This window comes from Paralysiella testudinis, from assembly GCF_016894345.1.
Classification (GTDB): Bacteria; Pseudomonadota; Gammaproteobacteria; order Burkholderiales; family Neisseriaceae; genus Paralysiella; species Paralysiella testudinis.
Genome location: NZ_CP069798.1, coordinates 2,643,925 through 2,670,481, shown reverse-complemented (window position 1 = coordinate 2,670,481; position 26,557 = coordinate 2,643,925). Strand labels below are relative to the sequence as shown.

The 26,557-nt window shown below is 51.0% G+C and carries 27 protein-coding genes; 7 read left to right on the top strand and 20 right to left on the bottom strand.

From position 1 onward, the window contains the following. Nucleotides 1-43: 43 nt before the first annotated feature. From JQU52_RS13540 to JQU52_RS13530, 3 genes are all read right to left on the bottom strand, one after another. The gene (locus JQU52_RS13540; RefSeq protein ID WP_230338990.1) at nucleotides 44-4,549 is read right to left on the bottom strand and encodes a S6 family peptidase; all 4,506 of its coding nucleotides are present in this window, start codon (nucleotides 4,547-4,549) and stop codon (nucleotides 44-46) included. A 122-nt stretch (nucleotides 4,550-4,671) separates the two neighbouring features. Further along, complete coding sequence (locus tag JQU52_RS13535) at nucleotides 4,672-5,331, bottom strand: transposase (protein WP_230338989.1); 660 nt, start codon at nucleotides 5,329-5,331, stop codon at nucleotides 4,672-4,674. A gap of 552 nt (nucleotides 5,332-5,883) precedes the next feature. Then, nucleotides 5,884-6,543, bottom strand: coding sequence for a transposase (locus tag JQU52_RS13530; protein WP_230338988.1), 660 nt, complete (start codon nucleotides 6,541-6,543; stop codon nucleotides 5,884-5,886). Between the two features lie 179 nt (nucleotides 6,544-6,722). Between JQU52_RS13530 and JQU52_RS13525 the strand changes: the two genes are divergently transcribed. Both JQU52_RS13525 and JQU52_RS13520 read left to right on the top strand, forming a co-directional pair. After that, nucleotides 6,723-7,142 (top strand): winged helix-turn-helix domain-containing protein, encoded by a 420-nt coding sequence (locus tag JQU52_RS13525; RefSeq protein ID WP_230338987.1) that lies wholly within the window; start codon nucleotides 6,723-6,725, stop codon nucleotides 7,140-7,142. After that, entirely contained in the window at nucleotides 7,096-7,671 is a 576-nt protein-coding gene (locus JQU52_RS13520; protein ID WP_230338986.1) for an IS630 family transposase, read from the top strand. Before JQU52_RS13525 ends, JQU52_RS13520 begins: the two co-directional genes overlap by 47 nt. 494 nt (nucleotides 7,672-8,165) lie before the next feature. Here JQU52_RS13520 and JQU52_RS13515 read toward each other — a convergent pair whose 3' ends face one another. Further along, entirely contained in the window at nucleotides 8,166-8,513 is a 348-nt protein-coding gene (locus tag JQU52_RS13515) for a DUF4298 domain-containing protein (protein ID WP_230338985.1), read from the bottom strand. 11 nt (nucleotides 8,514-8,524) lie between these two features. Continuing rightward, nucleotides 8,525-9,304 (bottom strand): MOSC domain-containing protein, encoded by a 780-nt coding sequence (locus tag JQU52_RS13510; protein ID WP_230338984.1) that lies wholly within the window; start codon nucleotides 9,302-9,304, stop codon nucleotides 8,525-8,527. Nucleotides 9,305-9,625: 321 nt separating this feature from the next. On the opposite strand from JQU52_RS13510, the gene JQU52_RS13505 reads away from it, so the two are divergent. Continuing rightward, a complete protein-coding gene (locus tag JQU52_RS13505) occupies nucleotides 9,626-10,384 on the top strand; it encodes an IS5 family transposase (RefSeq protein ID WP_230338983.1) in 759 nt (252 codons plus the stop codon). 245 nt (nucleotides 10,385-10,629) lie between these two features. Next, a complete protein-coding gene (locus JQU52_RS13500) occupies nucleotides 10,630-11,436 on the top strand; it encodes an IS5 family transposase (protein WP_230338982.1) in 807 nt (268 codons plus the stop codon). On the opposite strand, the gene JQU52_RS13495 is transcribed toward JQU52_RS13500, so the two are convergent. From JQU52_RS13495 to hscB, 6 genes are all read right to left on the bottom strand, one after another. Further along, nucleotides 11,377-11,928: a DDE-type integrase/transposase/recombinase gene (locus JQU52_RS13495; protein WP_328301438.1), complete on the bottom strand. Its 552-nt coding sequence runs from the start codon at nucleotides 11,926-11,928 to the stop codon at nucleotides 11,377-11,379. The two genes, JQU52_RS13500 and JQU52_RS13495, sit on opposite strands and share 60 nt — an antisense overlap. 524 nt (nucleotides 11,929-12,452) lie before the next feature. Then, nucleotides 12,453-12,647, bottom strand: coding sequence for a Fe-S cluster assembly protein IscX (iscX, locus tag JQU52_RS13490; protein ID WP_230338980.1), 195 nt, complete (start codon nucleotides 12,645-12,647; stop codon nucleotides 12,453-12,455). A 33-nt stretch (nucleotides 12,648-12,680) separates the two neighbouring features. Continuing rightward, nucleotides 12,681-13,022 (bottom strand): ISC system 2Fe-2S type ferredoxin, encoded by a 342-nt coding sequence (fdx, locus tag JQU52_RS13485; protein ID WP_230338979.1) that lies wholly within the window; start codon nucleotides 13,020-13,022, stop codon nucleotides 12,681-12,683. Nucleotides 13,023-13,109: 87 nt separating this feature from the next. Next, complete coding sequence (gene hscA, locus JQU52_RS13480) at nucleotides 13,110-14,981, bottom strand: Fe-S protein assembly chaperone HscA (RefSeq protein ID WP_230338978.1); 1,872 nt, start codon at nucleotides 14,979-14,981, stop codon at nucleotides 13,110-13,112. 270 nt (nucleotides 14,982-15,251) lie between these two features. Then, the gene (locus tag JQU52_RS13475) at nucleotides 15,252-15,671 is read right to left on the bottom strand and encodes a hypothetical protein (RefSeq protein ID WP_230338977.1); all 420 of its coding nucleotides are present in this window, start codon (nucleotides 15,669-15,671) and stop codon (nucleotides 15,252-15,254) included. Between the two features lie 40 nt (nucleotides 15,672-15,711). Beyond that, nucleotides 15,712-16,215 carry a Fe-S protein assembly co-chaperone HscB gene (gene hscB / locus JQU52_RS13470; RefSeq protein WP_230338976.1) on the bottom strand — a complete coding sequence of 168 codons (504 nt, stop codon included), beginning with the start codon at nucleotides 16,213-16,215 and terminating at the stop codon, nucleotides 15,712-15,714. 141 nt (nucleotides 16,216-16,356) lie between these two features. Here hscB and arfA point away from each other — a divergent pair, with 141 nt between their 5' ends. Then, nucleotides 16,357-16,545: an alternative ribosome-rescue factor A gene (arfA, locus tag JQU52_RS13465; protein ID WP_230338975.1), complete on the top strand. Its 189-nt coding sequence runs from the start codon at nucleotides 16,357-16,359 to the stop codon at nucleotides 16,543-16,545. A gap of 102 nt (nucleotides 16,546-16,647) precedes the next feature. Here arfA and JQU52_RS13460 read toward each other — a convergent pair whose 3' ends face one another. The 9 genes from JQU52_RS13460 to JQU52_RS13420 form a co-directional block, all read right to left on the bottom strand. Next, complete coding sequence (locus tag JQU52_RS13460; RefSeq protein ID WP_230338974.1) at nucleotides 16,648-16,884, bottom strand: recombinase RecA; 237 nt, start codon at nucleotides 16,882-16,884, stop codon at nucleotides 16,648-16,650. A 26-nt stretch (nucleotides 16,885-16,910) separates the two neighbouring features. Next, nucleotides 16,911-17,231: an iron-sulfur cluster assembly protein IscA gene (gene iscA, locus JQU52_RS13455; RefSeq protein ID WP_230338973.1), complete on the bottom strand. Its 321-nt coding sequence runs from the start codon at nucleotides 17,229-17,231 to the stop codon at nucleotides 16,911-16,913. A 231-nt stretch (nucleotides 17,232-17,462) separates the two neighbouring features. Next, entirely contained in the window at nucleotides 17,463-17,729 is a 267-nt protein-coding gene (locus tag JQU52_RS13450) for a DksA/TraR family C4-type zinc finger protein (RefSeq protein ID WP_230338972.1), read from the bottom strand. Nucleotides 17,730-17,742: 13 nt separating this feature from the next. Beyond that, nucleotides 17,743-18,129 (bottom strand): Fe-S cluster assembly scaffold IscU, encoded by a 387-nt coding sequence (gene iscU / locus JQU52_RS13445; RefSeq protein WP_230338971.1) that lies wholly within the window; start codon nucleotides 18,127-18,129, stop codon nucleotides 17,743-17,745. A gap of 167 nt (nucleotides 18,130-18,296) precedes the next feature. Next, nucleotides 18,297-19,511, bottom strand: a complete 1,215-nt coding sequence (locus JQU52_RS13440; RefSeq protein ID WP_230338970.1) for an IscS subfamily cysteine desulfurase — start codon at nucleotides 19,509-19,511, stop codon at nucleotides 18,297-18,299. Nucleotides 19,512-19,546: 35 nt separating this feature from the next. Continuing rightward, nucleotides 19,547-19,996, bottom strand: a complete 450-nt coding sequence (gene iscR, locus JQU52_RS13435; RefSeq protein WP_230338969.1) for a Fe-S cluster assembly transcriptional regulator IscR — start codon at nucleotides 19,994-19,996, stop codon at nucleotides 19,547-19,549. Between the two features lie 204 nt (nucleotides 19,997-20,200). Continuing rightward, a complete protein-coding gene (locus JQU52_RS13430; protein ID WP_230338968.1) occupies nucleotides 20,201-21,013 on the bottom strand; it encodes a transporter substrate-binding domain-containing protein in 813 nt (270 codons plus the stop codon). 398 nt (nucleotides 21,014-21,411) lie between these two features. Next, nucleotides 21,412-21,927 carry a pantetheine-phosphate adenylyltransferase gene (gene coaD, locus JQU52_RS13425; protein WP_379061393.1) on the bottom strand — a complete coding sequence of 172 codons (516 nt, stop codon included), beginning with the start codon at nucleotides 21,925-21,927 and terminating at the stop codon, nucleotides 21,412-21,414. A gap of 2 nt (nucleotides 21,928-21,929) precedes the next feature. Beyond that, nucleotides 21,930-23,060: a beta-ketoacyl-ACP synthase III gene (locus JQU52_RS13420; RefSeq protein WP_230338966.1), complete on the bottom strand. Its 1,131-nt coding sequence runs from the start codon at nucleotides 23,058-23,060 to the stop codon at nucleotides 21,930-21,932. Nucleotides 23,061-23,415: 355 nt separating this feature from the next. Here JQU52_RS13420 and JQU52_RS13415 point away from each other — a divergent pair, with 355 nt between their 5' ends. Beyond that, nucleotides 23,416-24,591: an efflux RND transporter periplasmic adaptor subunit gene (locus JQU52_RS13415; protein ID WP_230338965.1), complete on the top strand. Its 1,176-nt coding sequence runs from the start codon at nucleotides 23,416-23,418 to the stop codon at nucleotides 24,589-24,591. A gap of 3 nt (nucleotides 24,592-24,594) precedes the next feature. Then, a complete protein-coding gene (locus JQU52_RS13410; RefSeq protein WP_230338964.1) occupies nucleotides 24,595-26,535 on the top strand; it encodes a MacB family efflux pump subunit in 1,941 nt (646 codons plus the stop codon). Nucleotides 26,536-26,557: the final 22 nt, after the last annotated feature.

Here is a 26,557-nt window from a genome sequence, read left to right as displayed (position 1 = left end):
TGCCGAATAGAGCCGTTGTTTTGTTACTACCAATCAATGCTGCTTACCAGCGGTATTTAATACCTAAATTCAGAATAACATTGCTGAAATCTTGATTATTAAAAGCCATTTTCATATTTTGGGTTAAATAAAGATTTTTTGCCGCTTGATATTGGGCACCGAAGTCCAGATTCATTTTCAGCTTGCCAGTACCGCGCGAATGGCTGTATTCGCTATCGGCATAGCCGACTTCGAGCTTGCCTAAATCACGACTAACACCGATGCCTGCATTCAGCAGCCATTTATCATTGCGCCAGTCTGCGGCCAGCCCCAGCTCCGTACTTAATGGGCGCTTATCGCTAATCTGCAGCACATCACCATTGCGGTCGGTCAGATTGCCCAAACCAAGATTGTTGTAAGACACCCCAATATACTCTTTCAGGCTGACAGCACCGAGCGAGTGGTTGTGGCTAAGCCCTACTTTGGCAAATACCCCGGTGGAAGAAAAGCGATTGTTCATGCTGGTAACCGCTTGCGCAGATGCACTTATATCTTCAACATCTGTTTTAAACCGCGCCTTGGCCACGCCCAATGCACCATAAAACTTGAATTGGTCGACATAATATCCGGCATGGCCAATCACAGAAGCCAGCTTGGTACTTGAACGCAAACGCACATTTTCAGATTCGGTTTGCGTATTCAAATCGGCCAGCCTGAACTGAATCCCGCCCTCCCAATTTTCATTGCGGTCTGCCGCGTGGAACACCACCCCCTTACCGTGAACTTTGCTGCTGAAATCATAAACATTCTGATAGTGGTCACGCTCATAATAGCCTTCGTAGCTGATAGCCGCACCCGGCTGAACATCATGCAGATTGATATTCAATACATTACGAGCACTGCCAATCAGCGTTAAATACTCCCCCATCTCAGGCGCAGTTTTGGCAGTGAGGCGAACTTTGGTTTGGGTTACCGGTGGCTCTGCTGCTTCTGCTTCTGCTGCCTTCTCTGCTGCTGCCTGAGCCGCTGCATTCTCTGCTGCTGCCTGAGCCGCTGCATTCTCTGCTGCTGCCTGAGCCGCTGCATTCTCTGCTGCTGCCTGAGCCGCTGCCTTCTCTGCTGCTGCCTGAGCCGCTGCATTCTCTGCTGCTGCCTGAGCCGCTGCATTCTCTGCTGCTGCCTGAGCCGCTGCATTCTCTGCTGCTGCCTGAGCCGCTGCATTCTCTGCTGCTGCCTGAGCCGCTGCATTCTCTGCTGCTGCCTGAGCCGCTGCATTCTCTGCTGCTGCCTGAGCCGCTGCATTCTCTGCTGCTGCCTGAGCCGCTGTATTCTCTGCTGCTGCCTGAGCCGCTGCATTCTCTGCTGCTGCCTGAGCCGCTGCATTCTCTGCTGCTGCCTGAGCCGCTGCATTCTCTGCTGCTGCCTGAGCTGCTGCATTCTCTGCTGCTGCCTGAGCCGCTGCATTCTCTGCTGCTGCCTGAGCCGCTGCATTCTCTGCTGCCGACAGCTCTTTTGTTTCTGCCACGTAAGTATGGCCGTTATCCTGCTGAAAACCAAACTCCAAGCCTTTGTTCACCATGCGGGGTGCATTCTCAAAGCCTAAGCTACCGGATTTATAGGTCACAAAGGTCAGGCTTTTCATGGGGTCGGCCAGCATGGCTTGTACATCGTCGCGCAATGTAAACAGGGGCTGTACACTGCCGCCGGCTTTGCCTTCTATCACCAGCTTATTGTTGATTTCATAATCTTGTGCATTCAGTGCAGTGATGGTATCACGGCCGATATCGCCAAACACCAAGGTGCTTAAAGGCGCATTTGTATCTGCTTCAAAATTACCTGCCACCGTTAGGGCTTTCTTTAAGCCCAAAGAGCCGTTTTGCAAGCGTAAATCAGTATTTAAACGCGGTTGCTGAAAATCAAATGTACCTGCACCGCCCGCCAAAGTAAGCTGCGGCAAAATGCTGCCGTCGGCAATGCCATTGATGCTGCCGTTAACAGCCACATTGTAGTGGGGGATACTGTCTTGATCTGCGGCAAAAGTAAAACGACTGTCGGGTGCCAAGTTAATGCGCGCTTGGGCACCCAATTCAGCCACCATCGGCCCAAAGCGCCAAGTAGCTTGGTTGTGGTTGTTGAATTCAACTTTATTTACAGGTGAAGTAAGGGTTAAATCCATCGGTGCTTGGTTGTTGATTTGCAAAGCGGTGTCGGCAGCCGTAGTAATGCGGCTCTGCAAAACACTAGTGGCGGTATTGTTCCAAACAGCTTGGCCGCTACCTGAAGCGTGGATGTCGGCTTGGCCGCTGATGCCGCCGGTAAAGGTATTGGTGAAGTCGACCGGGGTATTAAAATTCAGGCTGTTGCCGCTGCCATTAAACTTTAAATTGGCTTTGAGCAGCGGATTGTGGAAGTTTGGATCCAGAAAAGGGTTGCCTTTTACCGCTGCCGTAGCGGAGTCATGCCGGTTGGCCTCGGCATCGTCAATAAACAGGCTTACACGGTTATTGCCGGCCAAGGTAATGTTGTCGGCCTGTACGGTGGCGGCACGGCCAATACCTAAAGCAGCGCCTTTATCTACACTGATGCTGTTGGCTTGAAAGGTACTTGGCCGCCATTCGCGGCGCAGGTAATCCATTTGGGTGGTGCCGATGCCGCCCGCCAAGGCAGTACCATAAGTCAGTTTGTCGCCGACAAAATTCACCCGCCCTTGCTTTACCTGCAACTCACCTTGAATATTACTGTCACCGCGCAAGTGCCAAATATTGCTTTCCGATGCTGCCGCAGGAGCGTATACAACATCTAAATTGCCGTTGAAGCTGCCTAAGTAGTTGCGCTCTTCGTTGGCGCTGAAGGTGAAGGTTGATTTCTGTGCTGGATTATCGTTGGCAATATTGGCACCACGGTCTAAGTGATAAATATCATTAAAGTTTAATGCGTGACCGTTCAAATCAAATTTACCGCCGCGAACACCAAAATAAATTTCGTTGTTGTTGAGTTGGTTTTCACCCAGCAGTTTTACGGTGGCTTGGCCGGTGGCCATCATGATTTTGTCTGCCGCCACGCCTTGATTAGCCAATTCCAGCGTGCCGTCACCAATGGCCACACTGCCGTGGCCGCGGCCTTCTGCTTGCAGGCGCAGAGTGCCTTTACCTACTTTGCGCCAATCAGTGCCGGGGGCCAGAGTAAGGGTGGATGTAACGGTGTTGCCCTCGGCCACCGACATGCCGCTTAAGTCGAATTTGCCGTTGCCGCCGATGGTGGCATTGGTTTCAAAATACAGCGGAATGGCACCAATGTCGGTATCACCATTGATTTGCAGATGAACAGTGCCGTTTTTATCGTTGTTTTTTAAATACAAATCCTTCACTTTCGGATTCGCACCCATCATGTAGGAGCCCAATGCATAATGCTTGTATAAATCCAACGTCGCATCTTCGCTCTGGCCGGAAAGAAATTTGAAGTGCGCTACGTCATTAAAAGAATCAACACGTTTGTTTTCAATTTGAATAGTTTGATTATTGCTAACTTCTTGGGTAGTAGTGCGGTTTTTCAATATATTGGTCAAGTTGGGCAGGTATTGCATAATGCCTATTTTGCCATAGCCGCGCGCATTATTACCCCCTTGCGAATTCACGCCCAGCAGCAGCCATTGCTGCTTGTCTTTATCCCACCAAAACACAGGGGAACCACTGTCGCCGGGCATGCTGCTGCTGTCCAGCACAGTAGCAGCATCCGGCATCAGCTGGTATGAAACATTCTGGCCTAATTGCATTTCGTTGATGGTTTTAACATCAGCCAAACTGCCATGCAGATACGTATAGCTGTTGGCAACCACATTGACTGCGGTGCCGGTGTAGGGATCGGTAAGCGGCTGGATAAACACCCCCGCGCCGTTGCGGGCAATTAAATCGCCCACCGCCACAGATGAAAAGGAGTCCACCAAGCCATAAGGTACCGCATCAAAAATCATTTTGCTCATGCGGATGATACTGGTATCAAAACCGATGTCTTCATTATTGCGGTAGGGTGCGCCATTGGCAAAAGCCAAATCTTGCTCATGCCCCAGAATATTCGCATCAATTTTGTCTTGCGGCAGAATAAATTTAAGATAATTTGCCGCTTTATCTTCATTGCTGTTATGGAAAAGCGGCAAATCCGAACGGTAAAAGCGCCGCCCGTAAGTATCATTGTTATAAAGCTCTTTCATATGGGCAGCAGTAACCACAATATTGTGGCTCACCGGTGTGGCAAAGCCTTTATCGGAAACCCCTTGAAAGTCAGGCATCAGCGGAATACTGCGGCTGCCATCTCCTTGAATGCTGCCGGTGCTTAACTGGCCATCTTTGGTATAAACCTGTACATCTACACTACCGGCTGCATATTTTCCGGCATTATGGGCAAACTTAATGTATTCGTTATAGTCAATATCATGCCGAACCACCCCGGCATCACTTTTGCTGATGTACAGCGGCGCCATTAAAAATAATAATACATGCGAGCAGCTTCTTAGCTTGGTGTAAAAATCCAACCTATTGGTCTGTTGGTACTGCGGTTTACCTAAATTCATCATAACCTTTCAGTAGTTAAAGCGTAGATTAAATTACAGCGAATACTGCGTTGCTGCGTTTTGCTTTGATATAAACTTAACTCTAATTTTATGCCGAGTAATTAGGGTCTGTTCACAATTACTTGTCATAAAGGTAACCACATCACAATGCACCCCAATAAAACCGTACTGTGGAAGTTACGTTTGAGCTTATCGTAACGGCTGGCAATCGCTCGGAAATGTTTCAAACGGCAAAAGGCATTCTCTACCAAATGCCTGATTTTATATAAATACCAGTCCATGTCTTTATTTTTCTCTTCCCTATTTCTTTTATAGGGAATATTGGCTTTCGCACCGCTTTGCTCTATTTGCTCCCTGAGCCGGTCTGAATCGTAACCTTTGTCCGCATTAACCAACTCAGTTTCGGCAAGGTTGATGTTGTCAAGCAGCTCCGGTGCAACGGTGACATCATGGATATTGCCCGCAGTACTGAGCGCTGAGGCGCAGTGTTGGTGGGCACGGATATAACTGCCGTCTATGGCTACCCACTCCAAGTCACTCTCTTGGCTGAGCTGTTTCAAGATTGCAGTAAAAATGCCTTTTTCTGACCAACGGTTATAAGCGGTATAAACAGTATGATACTTGCCGAAATACTCGGGTAAATCCCGCCACGGTATGCCGGTTCTTATTCTGTAAAGTATGCCTTCAAGAATTCTGCGCAAATTGGGTTTGCTATAAATACCCAAATCACGCAGAATAGGTAACAGCTTCGTCCAATGTTCATCTTTGAGTAGTGTACGGGGCATCGCAGGTGTATTGGAGGAGGGTGAGAACTTCCTTTTATGCCTGCGTTTCTTTTTATTCAAGGGTATGACAAGTAATTGTGAACAGACCCTAATCTATTTAATAAATATAATCAACATTATACCTTATTCAAGCGATTAGCCGATACCGGTTGGCTATCATAACCATTGAAGCCTACAAACTGAACCGCCCCGATTTCATAGGAGACAGCTTAAGTGATGTTCTGAAAATATGCCGCCTGTATTTTAAGCAAAAAATAAAATCATATATTTATTAACTGAAGTTACGCAGTTGTATATCAAGGCTGCCTGAAGCGTAAAGCCGTCATTGCCGAACTTGATTCGGCAATCCATTGACAGGAAATTGCAGAATATATCATCTGTTTTAAAATCAATGATATTGATGCTGTTTTGTATTACTGCGGTGTCGGTTTATTTTCACCGTCGATTGCCGAATCAAGTTATACCAATTCTACAAAATACAATACAATAAAACCCAAGCCCAAACTCCTAAACACCACCATGCCCAAACTAGGGTCTGTTCACAATTACTTGTCATAAAGGTAACCACATCACAATGCACCCCAATAAAACCGTACTGTGGAAGTTGCGTTTCAGCTTATCGTAACGGCTGGCAATCGCTCGGAAATGTTTCAAACGGCAAAAGGCATTCTCTACCAAATGCCTGATTTTATATAAATACCAGTCCATGTCTTTATTTTTCTCTTCCCTATTTCTTTTATAGGGAATATTGGCTTTCGCACCGCTTTGCTCTATTTGCTCCCTGAGCCGGTCTGAATCGTAACCTTTGTCCGCATTAACCAACTCAGTTTCGGCAAGGTTGATGTTGTCAAGCAGCTCCGGTGCAACGGTGACATCATGGATATTGCCCGCAGTACTGAGCGCTGAAGCGCAGTGTTGGTGGGCACGGATATAACTGCCGTCTATGGCTACCCACTCCAAGTCACTCTCTTGGCTGAGCTGTTTCAAGATTGCAGTAAAAATGCCTTTTTCTGACCAACGGTTATAAGCGGTATAAACAGTATGATACTTGCCGAAATACTCGGGCAAATCCCGCCACGGTATGCCGGTTCTTATTCTGTAAAGTATGCCTTCAAGAATTCTGCGCAAATTGGGTTTGCTATAAATACCCAAATCACGCAGAATAGGTAACAGCTTCGTCCAATGTTCATCTTCGAGTAGTGTACGGGGCATCGCAGGTGTATTGGGGGGGTGTGAGAACTTCCTTTTATGCCTGCGTTTCTTTTTTATTCAAGGGCATGACAAGTAATTGTGAACAGAACCTAACACCCCGCAAACACCAGCTGACTGATCATGATTTTTTAAAACTGTCCAAAACAGAGTCAAATCCGAGAGCACGGATCAAATTGCTGATGCTGCATCAACTGAGCTTGAGTCACAGCTTAGACAGCATTGCACAAACCTTCGGCTATCATCAACAAAGCATCAGCGTCATCAGAAAGCACTATTGGCTGTATGGGCTGGACAGCATCTACGACAAACCCGGCAGAGGCCGCAAAAGCCTGTTGGCCGAAAAAGACATCGAAGCCTTTAAGCAAGCCATTGTAGAACAACAACAGCAAAGGGGCGGCGGCAGGCTGACTGCTGTTGATATTGCCCGTATTGCCAAGGAAGACTTTAATACCGACTACACACCGAAAGGCATTTACGGCTTATTGTCCCGCATCGGCATCAGCTGGGTATCTGCCCGCAGCCGGCATCCCAAAGCGAATCAGCAGGCAATGGATGATTTTAAAAAACTTCGTAAACCATGTTCGGACAGTGCTGCCTGAACACATTGAGTTGTCTGACGTAGACATCTGGTTTCAAGATGAAACCCGTATCGGCCAGCAAGGATCCATCACCCGGGTTTGGCACTATTGCGGCCAAAGGCCGAGGGTCGTACGCCAACAGCAATTTGAGTCTGCCTACTTATTTGGGGCATTCTGCCCCTCAAACGGCAACAGTGTGGGTTTGGTATTGCCGTATGTAAATAAGCAAGCCATGCAGCTACATATGCAGCATATCAGCAAGGAAGTACCGGAGGGTCGTCATGCAGTGGTTGTTATGGATGGCGCTTTATGGCATCAAGCCGATTTAAACCTACATAACGTGACGATGCTGAAATTGCCGCCGTATTCACCGGAGTTGAATCCGTCTGAACAGATATGGCAGTATTTAAAGCAGCATGATTTATCGAACCGATGCTTTGATGGTTATGATGCGATTGTAGATGCTGCTTGTGCGGCTTGGAATCGGTTGCGTGTACAGCTTGAATTGATTCGGTCGATTACCTCTAGGGCTTGGTCTATTGTATGTTAATTTAGAGAATTGGTATAATATTCAACAGCAAGGGAAAAGTCTCTTCGTAGGAATAAACAACAGAAAAACGAAGTTCTTCAAGATATAAAATAGCTACATGATTACCGAATGAATCATTGCATAAAACAAGACAGGGATATTTACGTTCTGACATGATTAAAGCCCCTCAACTTTAGATTTAAATTAAAGGGGCTTTGAAATTTAAAACAATTGAGATTTGTCAAGCCCCGACGTTATGGGGGACAATATATAAGTGATACAAGGCGCGAAGCGGCAGACAGTACAGGTAGTACGGAACTGAGTTTGTTGGCGCTTTAGCGCCTTACAAAGTCGTTCGCGTAGCGCGTAGGCACAGCAACGCCGTAGCACTTTGTTATGCATTTCACTATAGTTGCGCATGGATTGCCAAATTCAGTCTGGCAATAACGGTTTTACATTTCAGGCAGCCTTGATAGCCGATGCATATATTCAGCTATTTTGTTTCTTTGCTGCATTTAATCGGCGTTGTTGCTTTCCGTATCCAATACCTCCATCGCCAGCCGCATCCATTGCCATGCCAAGGCGCGTTCTTCGCTAAAGGCATCCCACAAGGCATCTTGCGACAACACATGATAGTGTTCGCCGGTGTCGATGCCGCCGTCTTCGCCTTCTTGTTCTGCCAGTTGTTCGTAGTGTTGCTGCCATTCTGGGCTGAAATAATATGTTTTCAGTTGTTGCAATTCGGCTTGGGCGGCTTGCCATTGTTGTTGGGCGGCCTGTAATTGCGGCAATAATGCCATCCAACGGGCGTAGGCGTCTTGCATGGTTTGTACTTGCTCGGTCCAAGTTGTGGATTTGCTCATGAAGGTTTCCTTTAATCTAAAATGGTGATGGTATCGCTCACCGTTACGCTGCCGCTATTCAAGGCCACCATATTCACGCCGAAGCAGGCGCCTTCGGGCAGGCGGTGGGTTTTGGCTAAGGTGCGCAAGGGCTCGGCCAGTGGCGATTTGGCGCCGGTGAGCGGGTCGATGGTAATCATAACGCAGCGGCTGCACGGCTTGAACAGCTCGAATGTCACTGTGCCGATACGGATGTGCCGCCAGCCGTCTTCGGCATAGGGCGTATCGCCATCAATCACCAGATTGGCGCGAAAGCGATCCATGCCCACAGGTGCGGCCAAATGACGGTTTAGTTCGGCCAGTGAAGCCATGTTGGTGAGCAGATAGGGCGCGCCATCGGCAAACGATAAGGGCTGCTGGCTGTGCGACAAGATGCGGCTGCTGTTGCCCAGATAATGCAGGCGACAGGGCTGGCCGATTTTTTGGCTCAGCCAGGCGGCGCTGTCTTCATCGCAGGGGTGTGCGCAAAACACATCATTCCACACTTTGACGGTGGCACTGCTGCGGCTATCGGGATGGGGGATATGGCGGCGCTCGCCATCGGGTGTGGTAAGGGTGAGGCCGTGTGCATCGGGTGTGGCTTGCCACAACAGCAGCTCGGGCACATTGCGGGCGGTGATAAACATGCCGTCGGGTGTGCTGAGCAGCCATTCGCGGTCGTGGGTGACGCCTTGCGGGGTGATGGTGGCGGCATCGGTGTGGATGCCGCGCATGGATTTAACCGGATAGTAGGCGATGTTGTGCAGTTGCATGGTGGTGGCTGCCGGGGTGAAGTTATGCCCATTCTACAGACTAAGATAACAAGGCGGAGCTGATTTACTTGGTGCTTTAGCACCCTAGTAAATCGCTTTCTTCGAGCTGATCCGCAGACAGTACACACGTACGGAACAGAATTTGCTTGGCGCGCCTACACCTTACAAAATCGCTTGCGTGGCGCGTAGGCGAGCCAACGCAGTGAGGTTTATTTTGTAGGATGGGTATTAGGGTCTGTTCACAATTACTTGTCATACCCTTGAATAAAAAAGAAACGCAGGCATAAAAGGAAGTTCTCACCCCCCCCCAATACACCTGCGATGCCCCGTACACTACTCAAAGATGAACATTGGACGAAGCTGTTACCTATTCTGCGTGATTTGGGTATTTATAGCAAACCCAATTTGCGCAGAATTCTTGAAGGCATACTTTACAGAATAAGAACCGGCATACCGTGGCGGGATTTACCCGAGTATTTCGGCAAGTATCATACTGTTTATACCGCTTATAACCGTTGGTCAGAAAAAGGCATTTTTACTGCAATCTTGAAACAGCTCAGCCAAGAGAGTGACTTGGAGTGGGTAGCCATAGACGGCAGTTATATCCGTGCCCACCAACACTGCGCCTCAGCGCTCAGTGCACAAGAGGATCACGCAATCGGTATGAGCCGAGGCGGCAGAACCAGCAAGATTCATCTGGCTGTAGATGCTGCAGGCAATCCGGTTGAGGTTATCGTTACTGCGGGCAATATCCATGATGTCACCGTTGCACCGGAGCTGCTTGACAACATCAACCTTGCCGAAACTGAGTTGGTTAATGCGGACAAAGGTTACGATTCAGACCGGCTCAGGGAGCAAATAGAGCAAAGCGGTGCGAAAGCCAATATTCCCTATAAAAGAAATAGGGAAGAGAAAAATAAAGACATGGACTGGTATTTATATAAAATCAGGCATTTGGTAGAGAATGCCTTTTGCCGTTTGAAACATTTCCGAGCGATTGCCAGCCGTTACGATAAGCTCAAACGTAACTTCCACAGTACGGTTTTATTGGGGTGCATTGTGATGTGGTTACCTTTATGACAAGTAATTGTGAACAGACCCTAGGGTTTGTTCACATTTCATCGCGTGGCCCTATTTTGGCTTAAAAGCCCGCTTTCTGCGTTGAAAATGCGCGCAAGGTGTTCAACCTTGCTGTGCTTTTCGCCTTGAACGCAGACTTTTCTGCTCAAAATCTAGGGTCTGTTCACAATTACTTGTCATACCCTTGAATAAAAAAGAAACGCAGGCATAAAAGGAAGTTCTCACACCCCCCCAATACACCTGCGATGCCCCGTACACTACTCGAAGATGAACATTGGACGAAGCTGTTACCTATTCTGCGTGATTTGGGTATTTATAGCAAACCCAATTTGCGCAGAATTCTTGAAGGCATACTTTACAGAATAAGAACCGGCATACCGTGGCGGGATTTACCCGAGTATTTCGGCAAGTATCATACTGTTTATACCGCTTATAACCGTTGGTCAGAAAAAGGCATTTTTACTGCAATCTTGAAACAGCTCAGCCAAGAGAGTGACTTGGAGTGGGTAGCCATAGACGGCAGTTATATCCGTGCCCACCAACACTGCGCCTCAGCGCTCAGTGCACAAGAGGATCGCGCAATCGGTATGAGCCGAGGCGGCAGAACCAGCAAGATTCATCTGGCTGTAGATGCTGCAGGCAATCCGATTGAGGTTATCGTTACTGCGGGCAATATCCATGATGTCACCGTTGCACCGGAGCTGCTTGACAACATCAACCTTGCCGAAACTGAGTTGGTTAATGCGGACAAAGGTTACGATTCAGACCGGCTCAGGGAGCAAATAGAGCAAAGCGGTGCGAAAGCCAATATTCCCTATAAAAGCAATAGGAAAGAGAAAAATAAAGACATGGACTGGTATTTATATAAAATCAGGCATTTGGTAGAGAATGCCTTTTGCCGTTTGAAACATTTCCGAGCGATTGCCAGCCGTTACGATAAGCTCAAACGCAACTTCCACAGTACGGTTTTATTGGGGTGCATTGTGATGTGGTTACCTGTTAAGACCCATAATCTTCTGGAATGGATTTTCACGAAACAATTCAGGCTCTAGATTATAGCAATCTTCCAAAGCCTGCCAAGGCGTTTTGTACTTCAACGACCGTAAGGGGCGTTGATGGTTGTAATACAGCAAAAATACCATCAAGTGCCGTTTAAGTTCGTCAGGATGCTCATAGTGGAAGCGTTTGACCGTTACCTCTTTCAGCATCTTGTTGGTAATCTCCACCTGCCCGTTCGTCCATGGATGACGGAATTTCGTGGTACGGTGCTCAATGCCCAAATGCCGGCAAAGCTCGTCAAACGGATGCTCCTTATCAGGCCGTTGTGCTTGGCTCAGCAAGTTGTAGGTAAACTGCGCACCGTTGTCCGTTAGGATATGGGTGATTTTAAACACACAATCTTGTTGTAGGTTGCGCAGAAAAGAAACGGCGGTTTTCTGCGTCATACGCGGATGAAGTTCTGCATAAACATATTTGGTTTTGCGGTCGATGGCGACAAACAGGTACAGCTTGCCGGTTTCACAACGCACCTCGGTGATGTCGATATGGACAAAGCCAACCGGATATTGTTTGAATGTTTTTTACCTTTTTGGCCATCGGATTCATTCTTGGGTAAGCGCGACAATCCGTGATGTTGCAAGCACCGGTGCAGATTGGAGCGGCTCAGCTTTGGAATATTGGGCTTGAAGATGATATACAGCTCGTCCAATGACAGCCGCAGATGTCGCCGGACGGTACAGATTGCCTGCTGCTCCGATTCGGTCAACACGCTGGGGCGGGTTTTGGGGCCGGACTTTTTATCTTCGACCGAATCTGCGTGTTTCCAGTAGAGAACGGTTTTGAAATTAATATTGTATTTTTAGCTAACGCTGCGATGCTCTCTTCAGACTCTTGTATTTCTTTTCTGATTCTAGGCGTAGTCTTGGCGTTACCATGCAATATGCTTGCCATAAGTCGGTCTCTTTTAATTGGGGTAATGATACTCCATAAAATTCAGGGACTAAACAGTTACCTTTATGACAAATAATTGTGAACAGACCCTAGTGCACGGCTAAAATGTGAACAGACCCTAATCGGCTTCGTCTATCCACGCTTGCTGAATGGCTTCCAAGATTTTTTCGCCGCAGCGTGCGGGGTCGTCGTCAAAATCGGGCAGCGCCAGCACCAGTTCGCGCAATTGGGTAAAGCGCACGGTTTTAGGGTCGATGTCGCTGTGGTTATCGGCCAAGTCTTCGGCGATGCGTTGGGTGTCGGTCCATTTCATGGCGGGTTTCCTCAGGTTTTCAGGCAGCCTAAATCAATGGTGTTCGCGGGCGTGGTTGATGGTGTATTTGGGGATTTCCACCACCAAATCTTGTTCGCCCACTTGGGCTTGGCAGCTTAGGCGTGAGGTGGCTTCCAGCCCCCAAGCTTGGTCGAGCAGGTCTTCTTCGATGTCGTCGGCCGCTTCTAGGCTGTTAAAGCCTTGGCGCACAATCACATGGCAGGTGGTGCAGGCGCAGGATTTTTCGCAGGCGTGTTCGATTTCGATGTCGTTTTCCAGTAGCAAATCGCACAGGCTTTTGCCCACTTTGACATTGGCCAGCTCTTTGCCTTTGGGGCAGAGGGTGGGGTGGGGCAGGATGGTGACTTTTGGCATGGTGTTCAATACTTTCGGTTTTGTTTTTAATTTATTTGTAAATCATTGATTTTGTTTTGTTTGAGGCTGCCTGAAAACATAAGGACATCAAGATAATTCATCAACGGTTTTGCCTTGTAAGGCACGGCGGATATTGCGGTTCATGCGTTGGGCGGCAAAGTTGTCGGTGGCGTGGCTTAGGCTGTGCACGGCGGCGCGGATGGTGTCGGCATCGCTGTGTTGCACTGCAGCTTCGGTTTGCGCCAAGGCTGCCTGAATGTGTTGCTGCTCGTCGCTGCCCAGCAAGTCGGCATCCAGTGCCAATGCGGCTTGCACGGCTTCCATCAGGCTGCGCGCTTCCACTGCGGCTTCGGCACGGGCGCGGGCGGCGGCATCGCTGCCGGCGTGGTGCATGCTGTCTTTGAGCATTTGGGTGATGGCGGTGTCGTCCAGCCCGTAAGACGGCTTCACTTCAATCTGCGCTTGCACGCCGGTGGTTTGTTCGCGGGCGGATACCGACAATAAGCCGTCGGCATCCACTTGAAAGGTAACGCGGATGCGGGCCGCACCGGCCACCATCGGCGGGATGCCACGCAAGGTAAAGCGCGCCAAGCTGCGGCAATCGGCCACCAGCTCGCGCTCGCCTTGCACGACGTGAATCATCATCGCGGTTTGGCCGTCTTTAAAGGTGGTGAATTCTTGCGCGCGGGCGGTGGGCAGGGTGTTGTTGCGCGGAATCACTTTTTCCACCAGCCCGCCGTAGGTTTCCAGCCCCAAAGATAAGGGGGTGACGTCGAGCAGCAGCCATTCATCGTCGTTTTTGTTGCCTGCCAACACATTGGCCTGCATGGCCGCGCCCAAAGCCACTACTTCGTCGGGATTGAGGTTGTTGAGCGGCGTTTGGCCAAAAAAAGTGGCCACCGCTTGCTGCACATGCAACATGCGGGTGGCACCGCCCACCATAATCACACCTTTGATGTCGGCCTTTTTGATGTCGGCGTCTTTCATGGCCTGCTTTATCGGCTCCAGTGTTTTGAGCACCAGGTGTTGGGTGAGGTTATTGAAGGTTTCGCGGCTGATGTTGCTGCGGATATGGCGGCCATCCGATAGGGTGGCTTCAATGGTGGCGCTATTATTGGTGGTGAGGGCTTCTTTGGCTTCGCGTGCCAGCGCCAGCAGCAGGGCGCTGTCGGGCTCGGGCAGCTGGGATAATTGGTTTTGCTCCAACAGCCAACAAAACAGGCGGTGGTCGAAATCGTCGCCGCCCAAGGCGCTGTTGCCGTTGGTGGCTTTCACTTCAAACAGCCCTTGGCTTAAGACCAGAATAGAAACGTCGAAGGTGCCGCCGCCCAAGTCATACACCACAAAAGTGCCTTCGGCGCGGTTGTCCAGCCCGTAGGCAATGGCCGCGGCGGTGGGCTCGTTGAGCAGGCGCAAAACATTGAGCCCGGCCAAGCGTGCTGCGTCTTTGGTGGCTTGGCGCTGGGCATCGTCGAAATAGGCGGGCACGGTAATCACGGCGCCGGTAAGCTCGCCGCCCAAGTTGGCTTCGGCACGTTGTTTGAGGGTGCGCAAGATGTCGGCAGAAACATCAATTGGGGTTTTATCGCCGCTACGGGTGTGCATTTCGATGATGCGCTCGTTGTCACCAAAGCGGTAGGGCAGGTAGCGGGTTTGCGCATCGTGGCGGATGTCGGCCAGGCTGCGGCCAATTAGGCGCTTGGCTGAGCTGATGGTGTTGGCGGGGTCGATTTTTTGCGCTTTGAGGGCATCGTGTCCTACTTCGATGTCGCTGCCGCTGCCGTAGCGCACCACCGATGGCAGTGCTTTGCGCCCTTGGGCATCGGCCAGGCAGACGGCATGGCCGCTTTTGACGCTGGCCACCAGGCTGTTGGTGGTGCCCAAGTCTATGCCCACCGCTAAGCGGTGTTGGTGCGGAGCGGCGGCAAGGCCGGGTTCGGCAATTTGCAGTAAGGCCATGGTGTGGTTTCTGTATTGAGTGGTGAAGTGGCAGCTTTATATTTATACCAATTCTAAAAAATAACCTAACTGCGTTGGCTCGCCTTAGCTCGAAGAGAACGATTTTGTAAGGCGCTAAAGCGCCAACAAACTCTGTTCCGTACTAGGTGTACTGTCTGCGGCTCAGCTCAAAGAGAACGATTTACTAGGGTGCTGAAGCACCAAGTAAATCAGTTCCGTCTTGTTATCTTATTATTTTAGAATTGGTATTATTTGAGGCTGCCTGAAAGATTATTCGAAGCTGATTTTGGCAAAAATCGGCCAGCCTTGTGCCGGGGCGTTGGCCGGGGGTGTGGGCAGGGTATTTTTACCGAATTGGGTGGCAAAGCATTGGGCCAGCGAGGTTTGCGGCGCCACATCGATGTTGTGGATGTGGCCGTTGGGCGCCACATCGGCCACCAAAGCAAAATTACCGTGGCTGGGGTTTGCTGCCCCCTTGGGCATGCAGGCATGCACAGCGTCGGGTAAATAGGCATTCAGCGAGGCATCATAAGCGGCACCGGCGCCGCTGGCGGCAGCTTGTTGGGCGTTGAGCAGGCGTTGATTAAAGTCTTGCGCCCAAACCGGTGCGGCGGTGAGCAATAAGGCTAAACCCAAGCCGGCCAGCCAATGCGGTGTTGCGGCGGTGGTGATTGTGCGTGCTTGTTTCATCGATATTCCTTTGCAATATATAGACAATAAGCCATAAAGGTTAGGGCAAGGCTGCCTGAATTTCTTGCTGCAGTTTATTTAAAAAACGGCCTTCACGCACCAAAGCGGCAGCTTCTGCCGGGGTATTGTTGGCAAAAGCGGTATCCAGTTGGCGGTAAAGTGCGGTTTGGGCGTCATGGATTTCGGCGGCCAGGTTGTTGAGTGCGGCTTCGTCTGCGGCCGCACGGGCTTCGGCCAAGGTTTCGCGCCAATCCATCTGCTGCATCAAAAAGGCGGGTGCAAACTGGGTGTGCTCCGGCGCATCGGCCTCAATGCCTTGCGCTTGCAATAAATAAGCGGCGCGGTTGAGCGGGTCTTTCAGGGTGCGGTAGGCTTCGTTTACCGTGGTAGACATCATCATGGCCTGCTTTTGCTCAAACGCGCTGCGGGCGGCAAATTTATCCGGATGGCACTGAGCGGCCACGGCGCGGTAGCGTGCATCCAGTGTGGTGGTGTCCAGCGCAAACGTGGCGGGCAGGTTGAATAAGTCGAAATATTGGCTCATGGTGTGTGGGTCATTTCGGGTGGCCGTTTTAGCTGCGCAAAAACTGCGTTTTAGCTGCGCAGAAACCTCGTTTTAGGTAGCCGATTGTAACAGGCTGGCATTGGGTTTAAAATAAGTGCTTTGGCAGTAAAGGAGGCCATAATGGCCAAAAATGTGCAATTAAACAAAGGCCCTATTCGCGATAATGCGCTGAAGGCACTGGTGAAATCCAATTTGTTCCGCCACAAGGTGGAACGCAATAAAAAAGGCAAAGGCAGCTATAATAGACAGGCTGCGAAAAAAGGGCGAGACGGTTTTGATACCGTCTCGTTTGCTTTTCAGTCTGCCTGAAAGACAGACTGAAGAAAATCAATCCATCTCAGGCTGCCTGAAAGGCAATGTGAAGAAAATCGAATCATCTTAGGCTGCCTGAAGCACGGTACCGACAATTTTTTACAACTGGCTCTGAGCCCACGCCACCGCTGTCGTCATCGCCGCACGTGCTTGCGGGCTGTTTTTCCAACAAGTGCTGCCGCTTAAAGCCGCGCCTTGTTGCAGCATATCATCCACATCGGCAGCAGCCAGCGCGGCTACATCATTCAAGCCCATTTGCTCTAAACGCTGTAATACGGTATTGCCGATGCCTTTTTGCGCCAGCAGCGAAGCGGTTTGTTTGGCGGTAAACGGCATGGATTTTCTTTCAGGTAGCCCAAGCATTAAACGTGAAAGCTCTCGCCGCAACCGCATTCGTCTTTGACATTGGGGTTTTGGAATTTAAAGCCTTCCTGCAAACCTTCTTTGGTGTAGTCCAGCTCGGTGCCGTCCAAATAGACATGGCTTTTTGGGTCCACAAATACCTTGACGCCATGGCCTTCGAAAACAATGTCTTCTGCTTGCACTTCGTCCACAAATTCCAAAGTATAGGCCATGCCGGAACAGCCGCTGGTTTTAACGCCCAAACGGATGCCTTCGCCTTTGCCGCGCTTGCTGAGGAAGTTTTCGATGTGTTTGGCGGCGCTTTCGGTAAGGGTAATCATAAGAATCCTTTTATGTTGCTGCGGGTATTATACCAATTCGAAAAAATAAGATAACAAGGCGGAACTGATTTACTTGGTGCTTCAGCACCCTAGTAAATCGTTCTCTTTGAGCTGAGCCGCAGACAGTACACCTAGTACGGAACAGAGTTTGTTGGTGCTTTAGCGCCTTACAAAATCGTTCTCTTCGAGCTAAGGCGAGCCAACGCCGTTAGGTTATTTTTAGAATTGGTATTACTTTAACTGGCTGTCTTTGCTGCCGCGGCGGTTATAGGCTGCCTGAAAACGGTTGCGTTGGTCTGCTTCGTTTTGGCAGCCCACGCACAGCTGTACGCCCGGCAAGGCTTGGCGGCGTGCTGCGGGAATGGCATCGCCACATTCGACGCAATGCTCGGCGCTGTCGCCTTGCGGTAGGTTTTGGCGCACAAAAGCCAGCGCGTCATCCAATGAGGCGTCGATTTGTGCCTGTTCGGCGCCGTCCGGTGCCCAGCCGCCTGCCATATCGTACTGTGCCTTATTCGCTGCCGTGTTTTTTCTTGTAATCGGACACGGCGGCTTTGATGGCGTCTTCCGCCAAAATGGAGCAGTGGATTTTCACCGGAGGCAGAGCCAATTCTTCGGCAATTTCACTATTTTTAATCGACAGTGCTTCGTCCAGGCTTTTGCCTTTCACCCATTCGGTAATCAGGGAAGAAGAAGCAATAGCGCTGCCGCAGCCGTAGGTTTTGAATTTGGCGTCTTCAATCACGCCTTGTTCATTTACTTTGATTTGCAGTTTCATCACGTCGCCGCAGGCGGGTGCGCCCACCATGCCGGTGCCAACGGAATCATCGCCTTTGTCGAACGAACCGACATTGCGGGGGTTTTCGTAGTGGTCGATGACCTTGTCGCTGTAAGCCATTTGGTGCTCCTTGGGTTTGCGGTCTGCTGCCGCGTTATCTTAATGTTTGTTGATGGGTGTGTTTGGGTGTGGCTTTTCAGGCTGCCTGAATAAAATCAATCCATCTCAGGCTGCCTGAAAGGCGGCGTGAAGAAAATCAATCTATCTTAACGCTGCCTGAAAACGGTTTAATGCGCCGCCCATTCCACGGTGCTTAAATCCACGCCGTCTAAGTGCATTTCCCACAGCGGCGACAATTCGCGCAGCTTGCCGATTTTGGATTTAATCAGTTCGGCGGCAAAATCCACTTCTGCTTCGGTGGTAAAACGGCCGAAAGTGATGCGCAAGGAGCTGTGTGCCAATTCGTCGTTGCGGCCCAGTGCGCGCAATACGTAAGAAGGCTCCAAGCTGGCCGAAGTACAGGCCGAGCCGCTGGATACCGCCAGCTCTTTTACCGCCATAATCAGACTTTCGCCTTCAACAAAATTGAAGCTGACATTCAGATTTTGCGGCACGCGTTGTTGCAAATCGCCGTTGATATAAACTTCTTCGATGTCTTTGATGGCGTCTAAAAAGCGGTTGCGCAGTGCCAGAATGCGCTCGTTTTCGGCATCCATTTCCAAGCGCGCCAAGCGGTAGGCTTCGCCCATGCCCACGATTTGATGGGTGGCCAGTGTGCCGCTGCGAAAGCCACGTTCATGGCCGCCGCCGTGCATTTGTGCTTCCAAGCGCACGCGCGGTTTGCGGCGCACATACAGCGCGCCAATGCCTTTGGGGCCGTAGGTTTTGTGGGCAGACATGCTCATCAGGCCGATATTGAGCTCATGCACGTTGATGTGTACTTTGCCGGTGGCTTGCGCCGCATCAACATGCAGCAGCACATCGTGTTCTTTGCAAATTTGGCCGATGGCTTCGATATCCTGAATCACGCCGATTTCGTTGTTCACCCACATGGTGCTGACCAAGGTGGTGTCGGGGCGGATGGCGGCTTTCAGCTCGGCCAAGTCCACCAAGCCGTTTTCTTGCACACCCAAATAAGTGACTTCAAAGCCTTCGCGTTCCAGCTCGCGCATGGTGTCCAGCACCGCTTTGTGTTCGGTTTTGAGGGTAATCAGGTGTTTGCCTTTGGCAGCATAAAAATGTGCTGCGCCCTTGATGGCCAGATTATTTGATTCGGTGGCGCCAGAGGTAAACACGATTTCTTTACTGTCGGCGCCAATTAGGGCGGCGATTTCGTTGCGGGCGTTTTCCACCGCTTCTTCGGCCACCCAGCCGAAGCTGTGGCTGTTGGAGGCCGGGTTGCCGAAGGTTTGGGTGAGGTAGGGAATCATTTTGTCGGCCACGCGCGGATCAACCGGGGTGGTGGCGGCATAATCAAGATAAATCGGGGTTTGGATGCTCATGGCGTGTTCTCTGTTGGGTTTGTTTTTATGGGTGACTAATGAATATGGGTAAGCGTGATGGTGTGGGTGCCGCCGCCGCTTTGCCGGTGTTTGGCCAGCACACAGTTTAAGGTGATGCTGCGCAAATAATTGTCGATGGTTTTATTCAGGTTTTCCCACAAATCGTGGGTGAGGCAGGGGCTGCCGTCTTGGCAGTTGGCCGCGCCGCCGCATTGGGTGGCGTCTAAGGTGTCTTCGGCGGCCGCAATAATTTGGGCGATGTTGATTTCAGCGGCACTTTGGCGCAATACATAGCCGCCACCGGGGCCGCGCACACTTTCTACCAAGCCGGCACGGCGCAGTTTGCCAAATAATTGTTCTAAATACGATAAAGAAATATGCTGGCGCTCGCTAATGGCGTTTAAGCTCACGGCGCATTCTTGCGCATGCATGGCCAAATCCAGCATGGCGGTCACGGCAAAACGGCCTTTGGTGGTTAAACGCATTGCGGGCGGCTTTCGGGTTTGGATGGATGGCGGAATAGGGTGATTGTCTAATATCCGACTAAATTAGTCAAGTATACGCATGCACTTGAAAGCGGGTGTGTGGATGGGTGTTTGAGGCAATGACTGTGGTAGGGCGGTTTTGCCGGTACGATAAAAATACCCATATCCGCCATGGCGGATATGGGTATTTTTTAAACAATCCGATTATTCCAATACTTGACCAAACCATTTTTCATTAATTTGTTTGTAGGTGCCATCTGCCTTGATATTGGCCAAGCCGGTATTAATTTTGGTCAGCAACTCGGTATTGCCTTTTTTGACGGCGAAACCCAAGCCTTTATTGTCTTCTGCATGCTCCAGATTCATGGTGTAATACTTGACATCCGATAAGGGTCGCAGAGAGTACAGCAATACGGCGCCATCACCGGCAACGGCCTGCACTTGATTGTTGAGCAGCGCTTTTAAGGCCAGATAAAGTGTTTTGGTGGTGGTGATGTCAGTGATTCCGGCTGCTTTTAATTGTTCTACAGCCCGTGTATCGCTCTGGGTGGCGATTTTTAATGGTTTCAAATCGCTAACTGATTTCAGATTCAGTTTTTCATCGGTGTAAAGCACGATATTGGGCGATTTTCCGTACGGCTCAGACATATCAACAATTTCTTTTCTTTTGTCGTTGATGCCCAAGCCGGCGGCAATGATGTCGCGGCTGCCGTTGTTTACGGTATTGAAAATACCGTCCCATTGTTGGTTAATAAACTGCACTTTAAAGCCTTGGTTTTTGCCGATGGCGGTCAGAATATCGATATCGTAGCCAATCACCAAGCCGTTTTCATCGCGAAACTCAAAGGGTGCGTAGCTGGCTTCGGTAGCGACAAGATAGGTGGGCATATCTTGGCTTATGGCCATAGCGGAGGCGGGTTGGCTGGCGGCGGCGGTTTGCTGTGGTGTCTGGTTGCCGCAGGCAGCCAAAAGCAAGCTGAGTGCGCCAATCCAGAATCCGTTTTTAATGCTGTGCATGATGCTTTCCCCCGGTATTGTAAGTGGTTGTATTGTTTTGTATAAAACGGGGTAATATTAGCAGTTGGGCTTTGTTGGTGCAAAGCAAAAAATACATAACACAAACATAATATTGCATTATTGTAAGCTTGGTTTGACTAAGTTAGGAGCTGTTTTTTGGGATGCTAAGCGCTTGGGCAAGAATTTGATTTGATTATGGATTTTATGATAAATGCATTTTTGGGCATAGACTATAGACTATAGTGGATTAAATTTAAATCAAGACCAAGCGATGAGCTGCAGGACGGTACAATTTGTATCAAACCGAGTTTGTTGGCACCTCGGTGGTCATTAAAACAGCCGCAACCGTTTAGGTTTGCGGCTGTTTTTGCTTTTCAGGCAGCCTTGTGAGCTGGCGCTTAGCGCCCGGAATAGATATGGTCTTGCATGATTTTTTCGTATACCGGGGTGGGCACGTAGCGCTTGATGACTTCTTGCCAGTCTTTGGGGCCGACCATGCCCTTCACCATGGTGGAAGATACCTCGGCGTATTCGCGCGGCGGCATCAGCAGCACGGTGGCGATGCTGGGCTGTAGGTCGTGGTTGATGTAGCGCATGCTGCGCTCGTATTCGTAGTCTGAGCCGGTGCGGATGCCGCGTACAATGTAGTCGGCGCCGATGCCTTTGGCGTAGTTGACCAAAAACTGGTTTTCAAAGGCGGCAATTTTTACATTGGGAAAATTGCGGGTGATGTCGCGCAACATGGTTTTGCGCTCTTCGGTGCTGTAGGTGGATTTTTTTTCCGGGTTTACACCGATGGCCACCACCAGCTCGTCAAACAAGGCTTGGGCTTCGCGTATCATCCACAAATGGCCGTTGGTGGGCGGGTCGAAGCTGCCGGCATAAACGGCGCGGCGGATGCGGCGGGGCTTAATCATCAGCGTTTTTCCAGAATCACCGAGCCAATCGAATAGCCGGCACCAAAGCTGGATACCACGCCCAAATCGCCTGCGGCCAAGCCGTCTTGGTGCAGATGCAGGGCGATGATAGAACCGGCGGAGCTGGTGTTGGCATAGCGGTCCAGAATAATCGGCGCTTCTTCGGCACTGGCGTCGCGCCCCAACACGCGGCGGCTGATTAATTCGTTCATGGTGCGGTTGGCTTGGTGCAGCCAGAAGCGTTTGACGTTTTGCGCTTCGATTTGGTGCTGCTGCAAGTGCTCAATGATGTGGTTGCCCACGGCGGGGCACACTTCTTTGAATACTTTGCGGCCGTTTTGCACAAACAGCTTGTCGGCGGCCAAGGGGTCGTTGTGGGTTTCGCAGCGGTTGAGAAAGCCGAAGTTGTTGCGGATGTTGTTGGAAAATTGCGTCCACAGCCGTGTGCCTAAGATATTAAAGCCTTGGCCGCTGCCGGCCAAATCGGCGCGTTGTACCAACATGGCGGTGGCGGCGTCGCCAAAGATAAAGTGGCTGTCGCGCTCGCGAAAATTCAGGTGCGCCGAGCAGATTTCGGCATTGATAATCAGCACGCGGCTGGCCGAGCCGTTGGCAATGGCATCGGCGGCGGCTTGTAGGGCAAAGGTGGCGGAGGAGCAGGCCACGTTCATGTCGTAGGCAAAGCCGCTGCAACCCAAGGCTGCCTGAATTTCTACTGCCATGGCCGGGTAGGCGCGCTGCATATTGGAATTGGCCACCAACACCATGTCGATGGCGCGGGCTTCCACACCGGCGGTATCGAGTGCTTGCTGTGCGGCGGCCACGCCCATTTCAGCCTGCAAAGACAGGGTTTCGTCGCTGCGTTTGGCAAATTGCGGGCGCATGATATCGGGGTTGACGATGCCGTCTTTGTTCATCACAAAACGGCTGTGGATGCCGGAGGCTTTAACGATAAATTCGCTGCTGGATTCAGCCAAGGCTTCGAGGCTGCCGGCAGCGATTTCGGCGGCATGGGTTTGGTTGTATTGGTGGACATATTGGTTAAACGCCGCCACCAGTTCGTCGTTGCTGATGCTGTAAGGCGGGGTAAACAGGCCGGTGGCGCTTAAAACAGCGGGTTGTCGGGTCATGGTATTGGGGCTTTCCGCAAGGAAGGTTTCAGGCAGCCTTTTGTGCGTTAAGGGCTGCCTGAAACCTTCCGGTTAATCATAAATCTGTGTTCACGGGCAAGCATAATCGCCCACGGCGATGAAGTCAAAAGCAATTGCGGCTGCTTTGGCGCCAAATTTTAGGTCCAATACGGATTACGTGGGTAATTTTGGGTTAAATTGCCCCAATTTTAATGTTAAATTCTTTTTGAAACAAAGCATTGGATTTTAAATGAGAATGGTTGCCAATTGTCAATATATTAAGAAGCACTTTAGAATAGCACCTGTTTGCATTTGAATCCCGCGCTGGCGGGCGGTTTAAGGAACCGGTTTTCCAATGAAAAAATGGCAAAAAAGAAGTTTGTGGCTGCTGTTGGTGCTGGGGGTAGCGGCAGGGTTGTGGTGGGTTTTCAAGCCGGCCGAGAAGGTGAATTACCTCACCGACACGGTGAAACGCAGCAATATCGAGCAAACCGTAAACGCCACCGGCGAGGTTTCCGCCGCACAAATGGTGGATGTGGGCGCGCAGGCGTCTGGGCAAATCAAAAAACTGTATGTCAAGCTGGGGCAGGAAGTGAAAAAGGGTGACATGATTGCCGACATCGATGCCACCACCCAAACCAACAACCTCAATACCAACCGCGCCCGGCTGGATACTTATCAAGCGCAGCTGGCTTCGGCGCAAATCAAGCTGCGCACCGCCGAGCGCCAATATGCGCGCGAACAGGCGCTGTGGAAAGAAGACGCCACTTCCAAGCAATCGCTGGAAAGCGCCGAAGATGCGCTGGCCGGTGCCAAAGCCAGCGTTACCGAGCTGAAGTCGTCTATCCGCCAAACCCAGATTGCCATCAACACCGCCGAAGCCGATTTGGGCTACACCCGCATTGTGGCGCCGATAGACGGCACGGTGGTATCCACGCCGGTGGAAGAGGGCCAAACCGTGAATGCGGTGCAAAGTGCGCCCAAAATCGTGCAAATCGCCAATTTAAGCACCATGCTCAACAAAATGCAGATTGCCGAAGGCGATGTGACTAAAGTGAAAGCAGGCTTGCCGCTCACCTTTACCACTTTGTCGGAGCCGGACAATATCCGCAAAGCCACGTTAACCGCCTTGGATCCGGGGCTAACTACTATGTCGCAAGGCACTTATACCACCAGCACCGACACCACCAGCTCGGCGATTTATTACTACGCCCGTGCGCTGGTGCCCAATGAAGACGGCAAGCTGCACATCGGTATGACCACGCAAAACAGCATTATTATTCAGGCAGCCAATAATGTGCTCACCGTGGCCAATCAGGCCATTCAACGCCGCGACGGCAAAAAAACCGTGCGTGTATTGGGCGAAAACGATGTGGTGCGCGAAGTGGAAATCCAAACCGGCCTAAGTGACGGCATCCGCACCGAAGTGGTGTCCGGCCTGAAAGAGGGCGAACAGGTGGTTACCGCCGCGATGACGGCGGCTGAAGCGGCCGAGCAGGGCAATATGCAAATGCGCGGCCCGAGAATGTAAGCCATGAATTTAATTGAAATGAATGGCATCAACCGCCATTTTGGCGCGGGCGAAAGCCGGGTGCAGGTGCTCAAAGACATCAATCTGAGCATCACCAAGGGCGACTTTGTGGCCATTATCGGCCAATCCGGCTCGGGCAAGTCTACGCTGATGAATATTCTGGGCTGCTTGGATACGCCCAGCAGCGGCTCTTACCGCATCGACGGCGAAGAAACCGCCGCCATGGACAACGACGCACTGGCGGCCTTGCGGCGCAAGCGTTTCGGCTTTATTTTCCAGCGCTACAATCTGCTCGGCTCGCTGAATGCGCGCGACAATGTGGCCTTGCCTTCGGTGTATGCGGGCATGGCACAAAGTGCGCGCCACCGCCGCGCCAATCAGCTCTTGGCCGATTTAGGCTTGCAAGGCAAGGAAAACAACAAGCCCAGCGAGCTTTCCGGCGGACAGCAGCAGCGAGTGAGCATTGCGCGCGCCTTGATGAACGGCGGCGAAATCATTTTGGCCGACGAACCCACCGGCGCGCTCGACACCCACAGCGGCGAAAACGTGATGGAAATCCTGCACGATTTGCACCGCCAAGGCCACACCATCATTATGGTAACGCACGACCCGGGCATTGCCGCCAACGCCAACCGTGTGATTGAAATCCGCGACGGCGAAATCATCAACGACAGCAGCAAAAACGCCGATATTGCCCCAAGCCAAGTGGCCAGCCTGCCTGAAAACAACTCGTGGGCGTTTTTTAAAGACCAGTTTGCCGAGTCGTTCCGCATGTCGGTGCAGGCGATATTGGCGCACAAAATGCGCTCCTTGCTCACCATGTTGGGCATCATCATCGGCATTGCTTCGGTGGTGTCGGTGGTGGCGTTGGGACGCGGCTCGCAGCAGAAAATCCTGCAAGACATCAGCGCCATGGGCACCAACACCATCAGTATTTATCCGGGCAGCGGCTTTGGCGACCGCCGCGCCGGGCGCATCCGCACCTTGAGCGTGGCTGACGCCAATACCTTAGCGCAGCAGCAATATGTGGCCAGCGTTACCCCCAGCACCTCCACCAGCGGCACCATTACCTACCGCAACACCGATTTGACCGCCCAGCTTTACGGCGCGGGCGAGCAGTATTTCGATGTGCGCGGCATCAAGCTGGCCGAAGGGCGTTTTTTTGATGCCGATGATGTGCATCAAAACAACCAAGTGGTGGTGATCGACCAAAACACTAAAGACAAGCTGTTTGGCCGCAATAGCCAACCTTTGGGGCAAGTGCTGTTGTTTAATAAGCGCCCGCTCACCGTAATCGGTATCACCCAAAAAGATGACAGCCCGTTTTCCGGCGGCAGCGATTCCTTGCAGCTCTATGCACCCTACACCACAGTGATGCACAAAATCACCGGCGATAAACACATCCGTGCCATCACCGTAAAAGTGCAAGACGGCGTGAATTCGCAAACGGCAGAAAAAAGCATCACCGATTTGCTGGTGGCGCGCCACGGCACCCAGGATTTTTTCACCAGCAACAGCGACAGCATCAAGCAAACCATCGAAAGCACCACCAACACCATGACCTTGCTGATTTCGTCGATTGCGCTGATTTCGCTGGTGGTGGGTGGCATTGGGGTAATGAACATCATGTTGGTGTCGGTGACTGAGCGAACGCGTGAAATCGGCATCCGCATGGCCATTGGCGCGCGGCAGAGCAATATCCTGCAGCAGTTTTTGATTGAAGCGGTGCTGATTTGCCTGATTGGTGGCTTGCTGGGGGTGTTGTTTTCGGTGGGCATCAGCGTGTTGTTCAACACCGTGGCCACCGATTTTGCCATGTCGTTTTCCACCGCCTCGATTGTGTTGGCGGTGCTGTGTTCCACCATTATCGGCATGGTGTTTGGCTTTATGCCCGCCAAAAATGCGTCTAAATTAAACCCGATTGATGCGCTGTCGCGCGAGTAGGCCGTTATCAAGCTCAGGCTGC

Bases quoted from the DNA above. Each gene is read 5' to 3' on its own strand.
- JQU52_RS13530 (WP_230338988.1), bottom strand. From the start codon at position 6,543: ATGCCCCGTACACTACTCGAAGATGAACATTGGACGAAGCTGTTACCT.
- fdx (WP_230338979.1), bottom strand. From the start codon at position 13,022: ATGCCAAAAGTCACCATCCTGCCCCACCCCACCCTCTGCCCCAAAGGC.
- JQU52_RS13450 (WP_230338972.1), bottom strand. From the start codon at position 17,729: ATGGCAGGCGGCTGGGCACCGGACGGCGCCGAACAGGCACAAATCGAC.
- JQU52_RS13410 (WP_230338964.1), top strand. From the start codon at position 24,595: ATGAATTTAATTGAAATGAATGGCATCAACCGCCATTTTGGCGCGGGC.
- JQU52_RS13510 (WP_230338984.1), bottom strand. From the start codon at position 9,304: ATGCAACTGCACAACATCGCCTACTATCCGGTTAAATCCATGCGCGGC.
- JQU52_RS13525 (WP_230338987.1), top strand. From the start codon at position 6,723: ATGCTGCATCAACTGAGCTTGAGTCACAGCTTAGACAGCATTGCACAA.
- iscU (WP_230338971.1), bottom strand. From the start codon at position 18,129: ATGGCTTACAGCGACAAGGTCATCGACCACTACGAAAACCCCCGCAAT.
- JQU52_RS13520 (WP_230338986.1), top strand. From the start codon at position 7,096: ATGATTTTAAAAAACTTCGTAAACCATGTTCGGACAGTGCTGCCTGAA.
- iscX (WP_230338980.1), bottom strand. From the start codon at position 12,647: ATGAAATGGACCGACACCCAACGCATCGCCGAAGACTTGGCCGATAAC.
- JQU52_RS13535 (WP_230338989.1), bottom strand. From the start codon at position 5,331: ATGCCCCGTACACTACTCAAAGATGAACATTGGACGAAGCTGTTACCT.
- JQU52_RS13440 (WP_230338970.1), bottom strand. From the start codon at position 19,511: ATGAGCATCCAAACCCCGATTTATCTTGATTATGCCGCCACCACCCCG.
- JQU52_RS13415 (WP_230338965.1), top strand. From the start codon at position 23,416: ATGAAAAAATGGCAAAAAAGAAGTTTGTGGCTGCTGTTGGTGCTGGGG.
- arfA (WP_230338975.1), top strand. From the start codon at position 16,357: ATGGCCAAAAATGTGCAATTAAACAAAGGCCCTATTCGCGATAATGCG.
- JQU52_RS13515 (WP_230338985.1), bottom strand. From the start codon at position 8,513: ATGAGCAAATCCACAACTTGGACCGAGCAAGTACAAACCATGCAAGAC.
- JQU52_RS13540 (WP_230338990.1), bottom strand. From the start codon at position 4,549: ATGATGAATTTAGGTAAACCGCAGTACCAACAGACCAATAGGTTGGAT.
- JQU52_RS13430 (WP_230338968.1), bottom strand. From the start codon at position 21,013: ATGCACAGCATTAAAAACGGATTCTGGATTGGCGCACTCAGCTTGCTT.
- JQU52_RS13420 (WP_230338966.1), bottom strand. From the start codon at position 23,060: ATGACCCGACAACCCGCTGTTTTAAGCGCCACCGGCCTGTTTACCCCG.
- iscR (WP_230338969.1), bottom strand. From the start codon at position 19,996: ATGCGTTTAACCACCAAAGGCCGTTTTGCCGTGACCGCCATGCTGGAT.
- hscB (WP_230338976.1), bottom strand. From the start codon at position 16,215: ATGAGCCAATATTTCGACTTATTCAACCTGCCCGCCACGTTTGCGCTG.
- hscA (WP_230338978.1), bottom strand. From the start codon at position 14,981: ATGGCCTTACTGCAAATTGCCGAACCCGGCCTTGCCGCCGCTCCGCAC.
- JQU52_RS13460 (WP_230338974.1), bottom strand. From the start codon at position 16,884: ATGCCGTTTACCGCCAAACAAACCGCTTCGCTGCTGGCGCAAAAAGGC.
- JQU52_RS13500 (WP_230338982.1), top strand. From the start codon at position 10,630: ATGCCCCGTACACTACTCGAAGATGAACATTGGACGAAGCTGTTACCT.
- JQU52_RS13505 (WP_230338983.1), top strand. From the start codon at position 9,626: ATGCCCCGTACACTACTCAAAGATGAACATTGGACGAAGCTGTTACCT.
- JQU52_RS13475 (WP_230338977.1), bottom strand. From the start codon at position 15,671: ATGAAACAAGCACGCACAATCACCACCGCCGCAACACCGCATTGGCTG.
- iscA (WP_230338973.1), bottom strand. From the start codon at position 17,231: ATGATTACCCTTACCGAAAGCGCCGCCAAACACATCGAAAACTTCCTC.